Origin of the sequence: Streptomyces sp. M41 (assembly GCF_043673425.1) — a bacterium.
In the GTDB taxonomy this organism is placed as follows: domain Bacteria; phylum Actinomycetota; class Actinomycetes; order Streptomycetales; family Streptomycetaceae; genus Streptomyces.
Window position 1 is genome coordinate 51696 of record NZ_JBIMKE010000013.1, and the last position, 13968, is coordinate 65663.

The 13968-nt window shown below is 73.5% G+C and carries 8 protein-coding genes; 1 reads left to right on the forward strand and 7 read right to left on the reverse strand.

The window, feature by feature from the left end:
• The first annotated feature begins 83 nt into the window (after positions 1-83).
• Positions 84-3410 (forward strand): SCO5717 family growth-regulating ATPase, encoded by a 3327-nt coding sequence (locus ACHBTE_RS18060; RefSeq protein ID WP_394724928.1) that lies wholly within the window; start codon positions 84-86, stop codon positions 3408-3410.
• Positions 3411-3494: 84 nt separating this feature from the next.
• On the opposite strand, the gene ACHBTE_RS18065 is transcribed toward ACHBTE_RS18060, so the two are convergent.
• The 7 genes from ACHBTE_RS18065 to ACHBTE_RS18095 form a co-directional block, all read right to left on the reverse strand.
• Complete coding sequence (locus ACHBTE_RS18065) at positions 3495-4442, reverse strand: bifunctional riboflavin kinase/FAD synthetase (RefSeq protein ID WP_394724929.1); 948 nt, start codon at positions 4440-4442, stop codon at positions 3495-3497.
• 146 nt (positions 4443-4588) lie between these two features.
• Positions 4589-8254, reverse strand: a complete 3666-nt coding sequence (locus ACHBTE_RS18070) for a trypsin-like peptidase domain-containing protein (protein ID WP_394724930.1) — start codon at positions 8252-8254, stop codon at positions 4589-4591.
• 286 nt (positions 8255-8540) lie between these two features.
• Complete coding sequence (truB, locus tag ACHBTE_RS18075; RefSeq protein ID WP_394724931.1) at positions 8541-9446, reverse strand: tRNA pseudouridine(55) synthase TruB; 906 nt, start codon at positions 9444-9446, stop codon at positions 8541-8543.
• Entirely contained in the window at positions 9443-9898 is a 456-nt protein-coding gene (gene rbfA / locus ACHBTE_RS18080; protein ID WP_394724932.1) for a 30S ribosome-binding factor RbfA, read from the reverse strand. The genes truB and rbfA overlap by 4 nt, the downstream gene beginning before the upstream one ends.
• Before the next feature lie 39 nt (positions 9899-9937).
• Positions 9938-10231 (reverse strand): DUF503 domain-containing protein, encoded by a 294-nt coding sequence (locus tag ACHBTE_RS18085; protein WP_394724933.1) that lies wholly within the window; start codon positions 10229-10231, stop codon positions 9938-9940.
• 174 nt (positions 10232-10405) lie between these two features.
• On the reverse strand, positions 10406-13501 hold the full coding sequence (infB, locus tag ACHBTE_RS18090) for a translation initiation factor IF-2 (protein ID WP_394724934.1): 3096 nt from the start codon (positions 13499-13501) through the stop codon (positions 10406-10408).
• 146 nt (positions 13502-13647) lie between these two features.
• On the reverse strand, positions 13648-13944 hold the full coding sequence (locus ACHBTE_RS18095) for a YlxR family protein (protein WP_394724935.1): 297 nt from the start codon (positions 13942-13944) through the stop codon (positions 13648-13650).
• Positions 13945-13968 lie beyond the last annotated feature (24 nt).

A 13968-nucleotide genomic window follows, 5' to 3' on the forward strand; every position in this document is an offset into this window, starting at 1 on the left:
GCAGTCGCGTGGGACTCGCCACTCGGTCCGCACGACCGCGACGACGACCAGCTCAGCAGCAGTGGCTGACCAGGAGGCAAGCAGTGAACAGGGATCGGTCCGAGTACAACGGCGGGAGCCCTTCCTCGGACGGGGACGATCACGAGGTGGATCTCACCGGCGAGTTCGAAATCGTCTACACACCTCCCGCCTGGTACGCCCAAGGCACGCAGGGTGGCTCCGCGTCCAGCGCTCCGCAGGACCCCGGGCACGCCTCACCACCACCGCCCACCGGACCACCCATCGGTACGCCGACCGGGCCCCCGGGCGGTCCCGGAGCGCAGAGCCCGGGCCCTGCGCAGCCGCCCGCCCAGGGCGTCCCGCAGCAGCCCGCGCAGCCTTCGCAGCCGACGCCTGCCCAGGGCACGCCCGCGAGTGGTTACGGCTTCCCGCAGCAGCCCGCGCCGGGCACGGCGCCCGCGGCGGCGCCCGGCTACGGCTATCCCCAGCAGCAGCCGGGCCAGGACACGTCGGGTGGCTACGGCGCGCCCCAGCCCGGTCAGGACACGTCGGCAGGATTCGGCACGCCTCAGCCGAACCACGACACGTCCGGCGGCTACGGCTACCCCCAGCAGCAGCCCGGCCCGCACACCCCCGGCGGCTACGGCGCGCCCCAGCCCGCCCAGGACACGTCCGCAGGATTCGGCACGCCTCAGCCGAACCACGACACGTCCGGCGGCTACGGCTACCCCCAGCAGCAGCCCGGCCCGCACACCCCCGGCGGCTACGGCGCGCCCCAGCAGCACACGCCTGCGCAGCAGCCCGCCGCCGAGCCTCAGCAGCAGGCCACCGCACAGCCGCACATCCCTCAGCAGCACGCCCCCGCCACGCCACCCGCCGCGCCGCCGCAGCCGACAGCTGCCCAACCGCCCGCCGACGCGCCCGGTTTCCCGGTGCTGCGCCCGGTCGACGAGGACGCCCCCGGCGCCCCTACGGCCCCGGCCCCCGCCCAGTCCCCGACCGCCACCCCGGCGGCCGGTGTCCCGGCGGCGCCCGCGCCCGAGCAGCCCGCGCCGGCCCAGCCGGTGGCGGAGCAGCCGGAGGTCGAGCTCAACCATGCCGCCGCCGACGCCGAGGCCGCGCGCCTCTTCGGCGACGCCGACGACGATGAGCCGGAGGAGCAGCGGCACGACGACGCGGAGTCGGACGACGCCGCCGCGTCCGACACCGACACCGGCGCCGAGGACGACGAGCCGACGCCGGTCCGGTCCGAGGACTCCCCCGCGCAGCCCGATGCCGAGGCCGAAGCCGCGCCCGCGGCACCGGAAGTCGAGCCGCAGGTGGCGCAGCCGGAGGCGGAGGCCCCGTCCGCGTCCGCCCCCTCCGCTCCCCCTGCCCCCGCACCGCAGCCCCTGCCCGAGCAGCAGCCCGAGGCACCGGTACAGCCCATGCCTGCGGCACAGCAGCCGCAGGCGCAGCCCACCGGCCAGGCTCCCGCGGCGCCGCAGGCCAACCAGGCGCTGCCTCCGCTGCCTCAGGGCTTCGCGCCGGCCGACCCCGCCCAGGGAACGCCGCAGCAGGCAGGTCCGGCCGGCCACGCGGGCCAGCCGGACCCGCACGCCGCAGCAGCCGCACAAGCGGCAGCCGCCGCACAGGCCGCCGCATACGGCTACCCCCAGCAGCAGCCCGGCCAGCCGCAGCACGCCCAGCCCGGCCACGCCACCCCGCCGCAGGGCACGTTCGGCCCGGCCCAGCAGCCCGCGCACCCGGCGGCACAGGCCGGACAGCCCGCGCCGGTCGACCCGCGCCAGGCGCCCCAGGCCGCGCAGCCACAGCCGCATCCGCAGCAGGCCCATCCGCAGGCCCCCCATCCAGAGGCCGCCGGATACGGCTACCCGCAGCAGGCGCAGCACCCTCAGCCCCAGCCCGGCTACGGCTACCCGCCGCAGCAGGTGCCCCAGCAGGCGGGCTACGGCTACCCGCAGCAGTCCGCCCCCCAACAGCAGGCCCCGCAGCCCGCGCAGCAGCAGCCGCAGCCGCAGCAGACCGCGCCCCAACAGCCGTATCCGCAGCACCAGCCCGAGCACCAGGCTCCGCAGCAGCCCCAGCCGCACCCCGCCCAGAACCCCGCTGTCCCGCCCGCCGCCTACGGCAACCAGGGCGGCCAGCCGGGCGGCGGTCAGGGCTGGGCCGCCCCGCCCGGTCCTCAGGCCGGTCCCGGCGCCGCACCGCAGCAGCAGGCGGCGCCCGGCACCCCGCTCGGTTACAACGCCGCGGTGGAGCTGTCCTCCGACCGGCTGCTGCGCAATCAGCCCAAGGCCCGCAAGAACAACCAGGGTCCGTCGCGTTTCAAGCTCGGTGCCAAGAAGGAGCAGGCCGAGCGCGAGCGCAAGCTCGGTCTGATCCGTACGCCGGTGATGTCCTGCTACCGGATCGCGGTCATCAGCCTCAAGGGCGGTGTCGGCAAGACCACGACGACCATGTCGCTGGGCGCGACGCTCGCGACCGAGCGTCAGGACAAGATCCTGGCGATCGACGCCAACCCGGACGCCGGCACCCTCGGCCGACGGGTCCGGCGTGAGACGGGCGCGACCATCCGTGACCTGGTCCAGGCGATCCCGCAGCTCAACAGCTACATGGACATCCGCCGCTTCACCTCGCAGGCCCCCTCGGGCCTCGAGATCATCGCCAATGACGTGGACCCGGCGGTATCGACGACCTTCAACGACCAGGACTACCGCAGCGCGCTCGACGTGCTGGGCCGGCAGTACCCGATCATCCTCACGGACTCGGGCACCGGTCTGCTCTACAGCGCCATGCGGGGCGTGCTGGACCTCGCCGACCAGCTGATCATCATCTCCACGCCGTCCGTGGACGGTGCGAGCAGCGCCTCGACGACCCTCGACTGGCTGTCGGCGAACGGGTTCGCGGATCTCGTCCAGCGGTCGGTCACCGTGATCTCCGGTGTCCGTGAGACCGGCAAGATGATCAAGGTGGAGGACATCGTCGCCCACTTCGAGACCCGTTGCCGCGGTGTCGTCGTGATCCCCTTCGACGAGCACCTCTCGGCGGGCGCCGAGGTGGACCTCGACATGATGCGTCCCAAGACGCGCGAGGCGTACTTCGATCTCGCCGCCCTCATCGCCGAGGACATCGCCCGCACCCAGCAGGGCTTCGGCAACCCGAACGTGCAGTACCAGCAGCACCCGCAGCAGGGCTACGCGCCTCAGCAGCAGCCGCAGCAACAGCCGCAACAGCCCTACGCCCAGCCGGGCGGCACTCCGCAGCCCGGGCAGGGCTGGGGGCAGGCCCCCCAGCAGCCCGCGCCGGGCCAGGGCTGGCAGCAGCAGGCGCCGCCGCCCCAGGACCCGCAGCACCAGCAGCAGCACCAGCAGCAGGGCGTAGTACCGCCCGGCTGGACGCAGCAGTAGGGCCGTGTATGACGAAGGGCGGCCGGTGCCCCGCAGGCACCGGCCGCCCTTCGTCGTCGTAGGCGTGACTACTCGTAGGCGTGACTACTCGGCTGCCGCCACGAGCTCGCGGCAGCGTTTGACGTCCTCGGCCATCTGCTCCAGCAGGGCGTCCAGGGTCTCGAACTTCGCCTGGCCCCGGACGAAGGCGAGGAAGTCGACGGCGACATGCAGGCCGTACAGGTCCAGGCCCACACGGTCGATGGCGTACGCCTCCACCGTGCGCTCGGTGCCGTCGAACTGCGGGTTGGTACCGACGGAGATGGCGGCCGGCATCGCTTCGCCCTGGGCGTGCAGCCAGCCGGCGTAGACGCCGTCGGCGGGAATGGCGGTGTGGGGCAGCGTCTCGACGTTGGCGGTCGGGAAGCCGAGCTCACGGCCGCGCTGGGCGCCGCGGACGACCACGCCCTCCACGCGGTGCGGGCGGCCGAGGATCTCGGCGGCGCCGGTGACCTCGCCCTCGGCGACGAGTCGCCGGGTCAGGGTCGAGGAGAACGGCTCGCCGCCGCCCGCCTCGCCGCTGACGTACAGGTCGACGACCTCGACGTCGAAGTCGTAGACCTTGCCCTGTTCGGCGAGGAAGGCGACATTGCCCGCGGCGCGGTGTCCGAAGCGGAAGTTGGGGCCCTCGACGACGGCCTTGGCGTGCAGCTTGTCAACGAGGACCTTGACGACGAAGTCGGCCGGCGACAGCTTCGAGAACTCGGTCGTGAAGGGCAGGATCAGCACTGCGTCCACGCCCAGTTCGCCCATCAGCTCGGCGCGGCGGTGGTGCGGGGCCAGCAGGGGCGGATGACTGCCGGGGCGGACGACCTCGCTGGGGTGCGGGTCGAAGGTGACGACGACCGAGGGGACGCCCAGCTCGCGGGCGCGTTCCACGGCATGCCGGATGATCAGCTGGTGCCCGCGGTGGACACCGTCGTAGGAGCCGATGGTGACGACGCTGCGTCCCCAGTCCTCGGGGATGTCCTCCAAGCCACGCCAGCGCTGCACTGTGCCTGCTCCTTGTCGCAAACTCGTCGAACCCGTGTCCGTCTGTGCCTCAGACGCTCTTACGCAGGTCTAAGGGTGCCATGCCGGGCGCCCCGGCCCCGCATCGGCATGGGGGCTGTGACCGGGTGCACGTACGGACGCGCTGGTCATGCGGGAACTCGTACGCCGGCCAGGTTCTCGATCATGCGGCGGGTGCTCGGGCCGACCACCGCCGACCACTCCTGTGGGCTGTCGGTCAGCCAGCCGGCGACCCGTGCGGCGAAGCCGGGGACCCGGCGGCCCAGGCCCACCAGGCCCCGGTCGAAGCGGGCGGCGCCGTCCGGGGTGCGCCCGAGGAGCAGGCCGGTGTGCCGGACGAGGTCGCGAAGCTCGTCCTGCGCCCGGTCGCCGCCCTGCTCGACGGCGGTGTGCAGGACGGTGTCCAGGACGACCGGGGCGTGTTCGTGGGCGAGCAGGAAGTCGAGGAGTTCCCGGCGCAGGGGGCGGGAGCCGGGGGTGCCGGGGGCGGTCAGTACGGCGGCGAGGGCGGCCCGTACCTGTTCCGTGCCGCCGTCCAGCAGGCCGGTGACCAGCGGGAACAGTACGGCATGGGCGGCGGGGCCGTGATCGAGGCGCCGGTCGACATGGGCGGCCACGTCCGCGGCGGTCTCGGGGTGGCGCCCCACCGCCTCCCGCACCAGGGCGGCGACTCGGCGGGCGAGGCCCGGGGTGGTGACGTCGGCGAGGGTGCGCAGTGCCGGACCGGGATCCGGTCGGTTCAGACGCGCGCGGAACGCTTCGAGGACAGGTTCGGGGTGGGTGGCCAGGGCGGCGACCAGGGCGCCGGGCGGGAACTGCGGGTCCGCCGCGGCGAACAGCGCCAGCGCCTGCGGGAGGTGCCGGGCGCGGGTGCGGGGGTCCCGGACGAGGAGGGCGAGCGCGCCGCCGTGCAGGGAGCAGTCGGCGGGGCGGGCGAGCAGGGCCTGGGCGGCGTAGCGCAGGAGCTCGCGGTCGGCCTCGGTGTGGACGTGGGGTGCGGCCCGCAGCCCGTACGCCATCGCCGCTACGCGCCGGGCGGGCCGTTCGTCGTGCGCCCAGCGGTCGACGGCCCGGCAGATGGCGGACGGCTCCTCCTCGGCCAGGACGGCGAGGAGTTCGTCGGCCTTGCGGTGCGCGCTGTCGACGAGCGTCTCGGTGAGGTCGTCCAGGGCGCGGTGACGGTGGGTGTAGAGCAGCGCCTGCGCCGCGCGGGCGACGGTCGCGTGCGGGGTGGCGGGCAGCGGACGGTCGTCGTCGAACCAGCGGGTGAGGTGGGGTTGTACGGCGGTGGGGGTGGTGGCGAGGAGCTGGGCCGCGGCGTCGAGGTAGCGGGCGTGGTGGGCGGCGGGTCCGTTGGATGCGGCGGACGCCGCTGATACGGCGGACGCGGCCGGTGCGGTGCAGACGGTGGCTGGGGGTGACGGGGGGCCGCCGGGATGGAAGGGGCCGGTGGCGTACGGGAGTTCACCGGTCGGCGCCTCGGGCGGCGCGGCATCGGACGTCGCGGGGTCGCCTTCGCAGGGTGGGCCGTCGGCTCGGACCAGATCGCGCAGCAGGTCGAAACGGTCGGTGTCCGGGAGCCGGAGGGCCGTCCAGAAGCCGGGCCCGAAATCACGCAGCGCGGGGCGTTCCCACTGCCGCCAGGCCACGACATGGTCGACGAGCAGGCGCAGTACGTCCCGGTAAGGGGTCGCGTCGGGGACGCGCACCAGGGTCTCGGCCAGCAGCCGGGCGGCCCACCAGGAGCCCTCGTCGGCGTCGAGGGCGTACACCAACTCGCCCAGGCGGCAAGCGAGTTGTTCGGTGCCGTGCTGCCGGGCCAGGAGGAGCAGAGCCTGCACCACGGGGCCGATGCGGTGGTGCGGTACGGGGAGGGGGTGCAGGGCGCCGGGGTGGCTGCGGCGGCGGTGGACCAGGGCGTGGAGGGCCTCGTCCAGGTCGAGGTGCATGCCCTGGATCCAGTCGGCGAGCTCCTCGTGGGCGAAGCGGTAGCCGTGGCCGGCGGGCACGAGGAGGCCCTCGGTGAGGACGGCGGACGCCCAGCCGGTGCCGCCGCCGAGCCGTGCCGGGGCGGCCCCCCAGGGGAACACGGCCTCGAACGACGCCCGGTCCAGCTCACCCTGCCCCGGACCGAGGCTGCGCCGGGCGGCCTCGTGGACCTGGCCGGAGACCTTGGCGGCGAGGCGGCGTACGGCGGTGCCGCGCAGGCCGTTCTCGGCGGCGAGGCGTACGGCGATGCGCAGGCACATCAGGTCGAGGTGCGCGCGGAGCACGTCCTCGCGGTCGATCTGTCGGGGAGCGGCGGCGCCGGGGAGCGCGGCACGCACCTCGGACAGCAGGCGCAGGGTGAGGGGGTGGCGGGCGTCGGCTTCGGCGAGGGCGCCGTCCGGGATGCCGTACCGGGCGCGTGCCTGCTGAGCCTCCTCGGGAGTGAGGTCGCCGAGCCGTACGCACGCCGGGAACCGCGGGCCGGTCTCCCGCACCGCACGCTCACCGGCCCGGTGGAGCGTGTCCTGCGGGAACTCCGCGCCCGCTCCCTCCCAGTACTCCGCCCCGCATCCGACGACCAGCCGCGCTCCCGTCTCCCGCAGCCATTCCGCCGTGCCCGTGGTCCACTCGGCGAGGCGATGGGCCAGGAGCGGCGGCATCTCCTCGGGGCCGTCGAGGAGCAGCAGCAGCGGGCGGCCGGCGGTGTGGGCGAGATGAGCCAGGCGTTCGGGGGCGATGTCGCCGAGGTCGGTGGTGCCGGCCGGCCGCGACGCGGCCACGATGCGGGCCGCCCGGCGCAGCGCCCGCCGTGCGGCGTCGGCCACCGAGATGTCGTCGTCCTTCAGGTCGGCGCCGCGCAGCCAGAGGGTGGGGGTCGGTCGCGGTCCCTGGTGGCGGCGCGCGGCCAGGGCGGCGAGTTCCGTCGTGCGTCCGCTGCCCGGGGGCCCCACCAGGCCCAGAACGGCGGCCTCACTCTTGAGAAAGCCCTCGAACTGCGTGGCGACCGAGGTCCGTTCGACCGGGGTCACCGCCCCCGCTCCCCCGCTGTCCGCCCGCTCCACACATCCCGTCAGCGTCCCTTGCGGACCGTCCTGTCCGACCGAGGTGGCGGTCAGTTCCAGCACCCCGGCCAGGTTCAGGTCGGGCCCGTACGCGGGCACCGTCGCCGCGTTCTCGGCGAGCGGGCCGGCCAGCGGCCCGGCGGTCGAGGCCCGCAGCGGCACGGCGAACCCGGCGTCGCGGTCGCCGGAGCGCAGCGTCGTGCCGAGCACCCCGACGACCACGCCGGTCCGGGCGTCGAGCACCGGTCCCCCGGCAGCCCCTCCGCCCGGCCGCAGTGCGTCCCGGCCGCTCGTCCCGATCGCCAACTCCAGGGCGCCGTCCAGCAGATGCGGCCCGTCGGACGCCGTGTACGTCACGGATGCGGCGCCCAGCACCCGCGCCTGACGCCAGCCACCGGCCGCGATCCGGACGTACGCGCCGGTCTCGACCCGGTCCCGTACGGTCACCGGCAGCGGATCCACACCGAGTCCCTCGGTGTGCAGGAGGGCCAGGCCCAGCGCGGGCAGCGGGGTCACCGCGCTCGCGGGCACCGCGCAGCTGCGGCCTGCCTCGACGGCGCACAGGACCAGCCGGGACAGGCCGTCGACGACCTCGTGACCGGTGACGACGGTGCCCTGGTGATCGACCACGAAGCCGAGCCCCCTGGGCCGCCCGCCGAGGTCGTGGATCCGCACCAGCGCGCTGTCGCAGGAGGGCTCCCCCGCACTCGACGCACATCCGGCGTCCCGGCCACCCCACGCCATCGTCGAACCTCCACGCCTTGCGTCCGTACGCCCCACACAGCCGCGCCCTGCTGTCGACGGTAGGCGCGAGATGATCAGTGGGACAGATCGCGTGGCGAACGCGCCCCCTTCCGCTCCCTCGGTTCACTCCGAGCGCCCGCACGGACGGGTGAACAGGCGGGGGTCGCTGGATACACCCTAGGGGTGGGGGAACCGAGGGGGACCGCGGAGCGGCGGGCAGTGCACGACCCCGTGCCCGCCGCTCCGCGGGCAGACCCCGTATGAGGCACCGAACGGGCGCGGTGCCTCAGCCGAAGACGGCGAGGCTCTTGGCTTTGCCCTTCTGCTCCTCCACGAGCGCCAGCAAGCGGCCCTCGGGGTCGAAGACGGCGACCGGACCGGCACCGGCGTACTCGTCTGGCATGTCCAGGCGGACACCGTTCATCAGCAGGCGGGCCCGTCTGGCATCCACCTCCCAGCGCTGGAACGCGGCATCGGCCGCCTCGGCGATCGGCATCACCGTCAGGTCCTGCTGGAGCTGGTCCAGCGTCCGGGCGGAGTCCAGCTTGTAGGGGCCGACCCGGGTGCGGCGCAGTGCCGTGAGGTGGCCGCCGACGCCCAGGCCGGCGCCGAGGTCACGGGCCAGGGCGCGGATGTAGGTGCCGGAGGAGCAGACGACCGAGACGACCAGGTCGAGGACCGGGGTGCCGTCGTCGGCCACGGCTTCCCGCACGTCGTACACCGAGAAGGACGAGACGGTGACCGGGCGGGCCGGGATCTCGAAGTCCTCGCCTTCGCGCGCCCGCTTGTAGGAGCGCACACCGTTGATCTTGATGGCGCTGACCTTGGACGGCACCTGCATGATGTCGCCGGTCAGCTCGGCGATCCGGGCGTCGACGGCGTCGCGGGTGACCTTCGAGGCGTCGACCGACCCCGTGATCTCGCCCTCGGCGTCGTCGGTGAGCGTGGTCTGGCCCAGGCGGATGGTGCCCAGGTACTCCTTCTCGGTCAGGGCCAGGTGACCGAGGAGCTTGGTGGCTTTCTCCACGCCGAGGACGAGGACACCCGTCGCCATCGGGTCGAGGGTGCCGGCGTGCCCGACGCGGCGGGTGCGGGCGATGCCGCGCATCTTGGCGACCACGTCGTGCGAAGTGAAGCCCGACGGCTTGTCGACGATGACAAGGCCGTCGGGCGTGGTGTGCTTCTGCGTCATTCCGCGGTGTCGCCGTCCGTCTCGTCCTCGGAGTCCGGCTTGCGGTACGGGTCCGCCTCGCCGGCGTACTTGGCGCCCGCGGACGCCTCGCGCACCTTCTCGTCGGACTGACGCGCCTTGTCGAGGAGGTCCTCGATGGTGCGTGCGGTGTCCGGCAGGGCGTCGGCGACGAAGGTGAGGGTCGGCGTGAACTTCACGCCGGCGGCCCGGCCGACCTCCGACCGCAGGACGCCCTTGGCGCTCTCCAGTCCGGCGGCGGCGGCCTTGCGCTCCTCCTCGTCCCCGTACACCGTGTAGAAGACGGTCGCCTCCCGCAGGTCACCCGTGACGCGGGTGTCCGTGATGGTGACGTGCGAGCCGAGCCGCGGGTCCTTGATCCCGCGCTGAAGCTTCTGGGCCACCACCTCTCGGATGAGGTCCGCCAGCCTTTTCGCCCGCGCGTTGTCGGCCACTGGTCCGTCTCCCGTTCTTTCTTCTTCTGCGTTCTGTGGTCAGTCGTCGTCGCCGTGGAAGCGCCGTCTCACGGACAGCAGCTCCACCTCGGGGCGGCCGGCGACCAGCCGTTCACACCGGTCGAGCACGTCGCTGAGGTGTCCCGCGTCGCCGGAGACCATCGCGAGGCCGATGAGGGCCCTGCGATGGAGGTCCATGTGGTCGACCTCCGCCGCGCTCACCGCGTACTTCCGCTGGAGTTCGGCGACGATCGGGCGGACGACGGAGCGCTTCTCCTTCAGCGACCGTACGTCGCCGAGGAGGAGGTCGAAGGACAGAGTCCCCACGTACATGTGTGTAGCCGGTTCACCCGCCGGTACGGGATCGATGGCCCTGCGATCGGATGGCAGGGACATCAAGAACGGTACCGCGAACCCCCCGAAGGCTCGACGGAGTTTCCGTTCGGCAAACGGCGCGCTGGCCGACGGGACCGAAGTCCCGCCGGCCAGCACGAACCGTCGGTGCGGTTACACCCGCGGCTTCTCGCGCATCTCGTACGTCGCGATGACGTCGTCGACCTTGATGTCGTTGAAGTTGCCGAGGTTGATACCGCCCTCGAACCCTTCGCGGATCTCGGTGACGTCGTCCTTGAAGCGACGCAGACCCTCGATGTTGAGGTTCTCCGCGACCACCTTGCCGTCGCGGACCAGGCGCGCCTTGGTGTTGCGCTTGACCTCGCCGGAGCGGATGAGCACACCCGCGATGTTGCCCAGCTTGGACGACTTGAAGACCTCGCGGATCTCCGCCGTACCGAGCTCGACCTCCTCGAACTCCGGCTTGAGCATGCCCTTGAGGGCCGCCTCGATCTCCTCGATCGCCTGGTAGATGACCGAGTAGTACCGGACGTCCACGCCTTCGCGCTCGGCCATCTGCTGGGCGCGCCCGGCGGCGCGCACGTTGAAGCCGATGACGATGGCGTCGGAGCCCATGGCCAGGTCGATGTCGGACTCCGTGACCGCACCGACGCCGCGGTGCAGGACGCGGATGTCGACCTCTTCGCCGACGTCCAGCTGGAGCAGCGAGGACTCGAGGGCCTCGACCGAACCGGAGGCGTCACCCTTGATGATCAGGTTCAGCTGCTGGACCTCGCCGGCCTTGAGCACCTTGTCCAGGTCCTCGAGCGAGACACGGCGCGTGCGCTTGGCGAACGCGGCGTTGCGCTCACGGGCGGCGCGCTTCTCGGCGATCTGACGGGCCGTACGGTCCTCGTCGACCACCAGGAAGTTGTCGCCCGCACCCGGGACGTTGGTGAGGCCCAGGACCTGCACCGGCGTCGAGGGGCCGGCCTCGGCGACGTTGTTGCCGTTGTCGTCGAGCATGGCGCGCACGCGACCGTAGGCGTCGCCCACGACCATCGTGTCGCCGACCCGCAGGGTGCCTCGCTGGACGAGGACCGTCGCCACGGCACCACGGCCGCGGTCGAGGCGGGACTCGATCGAGATGCCCTGCGCGTCCTGGTTCGGGTTGGCCCGCAGGTCGAGCGAGGCGTCCGCGGTGAGGACCACGGCCTCCAGCAGGGAGTCGATGTGCAGACCCTGCTTGGCGGAGATGTCGACGAACATCGTGTCGCCGCCGTACTCCTCGGCCACCAGCCCGTACTCGGTGAGCTGACCGCGCACCTTGGTCGGGTCGGCGCCCTCGACGTCGATCTTGTTGACCGCGACGACGATCGGGACCTCGGCCGCCTTGGCGTGGTTGAGCGCCTCGACCGTCTGCGGCATGACGCCGTCGTTGGCCGCGACGACCAGGATCGCGATGTCCGTCGACCGGGCACCACGGGCACGCATGGCGGTGAACGCCTCGTGACCCGGGGTGTCGATGAAGGTGATCGCGCGGTCCTCTTCGTTGACCTGGGTCGAGACCTGGTAGGCACCGATGTGCTGGGTGATGCCGCCGGCCTCGCCCGCGATGACGTTCGTCTTGCGGATGGCGTCGAGCAGTCGGGTCTTACCGTGGTCGACGTGACCCATGACGGTGACGACCGGCGGACGGACCACCAGGTCCTCCTCGTCGCCCTCGTCCTCGCCGAACTCGATGTCGAAGGACTCGAGCAGCTCGCGGTCCTCCTCCTCCGGGCTGACGATCTGAACCGTGTAGTTCATCTCGTCGGCGAGGAGCTGGAGCGTCTCGTCGGAGACGGACTGGGTCGCGGTGACCATCTCGCCGAGGTTCATCATGACCGCGACGAGCGACGCCGGGTTGGCGTTGATCTTCTCCGCGAAGTCGGTGAGCGACGCACCGCGCGACAGGCGAATGGACTCGCCGTTGCCGCGAGGCAGCATCACGCCGCCGACCGACGGGGCCTGCATGGCCTCGTACTCCTGGCGCCTCTGCCGCTTCGACTTGCGACCGCGACGCGCGGGACCACCGGGACGGCCGAAGGCGCCCTGCGTGCCACCACGGCCGCCGGGACCGCCGGGACGGCCACCGAAGCCGGGACGGCCACCGCCGCCACCGCCGGGACCACCGGGACGACCGGCGAAACCGCCGCCACCGCCACCGGGACCACCGGGACGACCGGCGAAACCGCCACCGCCGCCACCGGGACGACCGGCGAAGCCGCCGCCCGGACGACCGCCGCCACCGGGACCGCGGCCACCGCCACCGGGACCACGGCCGCCGGGGCCACCGCCACCGGGACGCGGGCCGGCAGCCGGACGCTGCGGCATCATGCCGGGGTTCGGACGCGGGCCGCCGGGGCCGCCGCCGGGACGCGGGCCGCCGCCCTGCGGACGGGGCATGCCGCCCGGCGTGGGACGCGAACCGCCCGGAGCCTGCGGACGGGGACCGCCCTGGCCCTGGGGACGGGGACCGCCCTGACCCTGCGGACGCGGAGCGCCGCCGGGAGCGCCGGGGCCACCCGGACGCGGGGCACCGCCGGGACGGGGCGCCTGCGGGCGCGCCATGCCGGTGGAGCCGCCGGAGGTGAACGGGTTGTTGCCCGGACGGGGACCGGCCGGACGGGCACCCGGACGCGGGGCCTGACCACCCGGACGCGGAGCGCCGGGACGCTCACCGCGGCCCTGGCCGCCCTGCGCGGGGCCACCCGGACGGGGAGCACCGGGACGCGGGGCCTGGCCGCCGGGACGCGGAGCGCCCGGACGGGGGCCGGAGCCCTGGCCCTGGCCCTGAGAGGCGGCCGGGGCAGCGGGTGCCGACGGGGGTGCCGTGAACTCGGGCGTGCTCGGAGCCGGGGACGCCGGGGCGGGCCGCGGCGCGGGCTTCGGGCCCGGGGTCGGACGGGGGCCGGGAGTGGCCGGCGCGGCCGGGGCCGCGGGCTTCTCGGCGGCCGGCTTGGGGGCCGGCGGGCGCGGCGGAGCCGGACGGGCCGCCTGCGCCGGAGAGGGGGCTGCCGGCTTCGCCGGGGCAGCCTTGCGGGCGGGGGCGGACTTGCCGCCTCCGTTGCCCTGCTGGAGGGCGTCCGTCAGTTTGCGGACAACGGGCGCTTCGATGGTCGAAGACGCCGAACGGACGAATTCACCGAGTTCCTGGAGCTTGGCCATGACGACCTTGCTCTCCACACCGAACTCCTTGGCGAGTTCGTATACCCGGACCTTAGCCACTTCGCTCCTTTTAGGTCCGGGTTGCGGCCGGACCGTCGCTACTTCATGGGCGTACTCATCGCGTACTCATCGAGTGCTCATCGCAATCTCGACCTACTTCCGACTCGCGAGGTACCAGGGCCGCACGGGGTTCCGCACGACGCTTCTTACGGTGTTGCCTGCTCAGCAACTGTCGTCTGCTCGACGTACCGGCGCAACGCCTTTGTGTCGAGCGCTCCCGGGGCGCGCAACGCCCGTGGGAACGCCCGGCGGCGTACCGCCTGGTCGAGACAGACCAGGGCGGGGTGTACATACGCACCCCGGCCGGGCAGCGTACCGCTTGGATCAGGGACGCACTCGTCCTTGATCGCCACGATCCGCAGCAGATCAGCCTTGGCCGCTCGCTCCCGGCATCCCACACAGGTGCGCTCAGGGCATGCGCGGGCGCGTGTCCGGCCAGACACAGCTAAGTCTACCTCCCCGTACCG

Coding starts and splice junctions, on each gene's coding strand:
- ACHBTE_RS18070 (WP_394724930.1), bottom strand. CDS start 8,254: ATGGCGTGGGGTGGCCGGGACGCCGGATGTGCGTCGAGTGCGGGGGAG.
- truB (WP_394724931.1), bottom strand. CDS start 9,446: ATGACGCAGAAGCACACCACGCCCGACGGCCTTGTCATCGTCGACAAG.
- ACHBTE_RS18085 (WP_394724933.1), bottom strand. CDS start 10,231: ATGTACGTGGGGACTCTGTCCTTCGACCTCCTCCTCGGCGACGTACGG.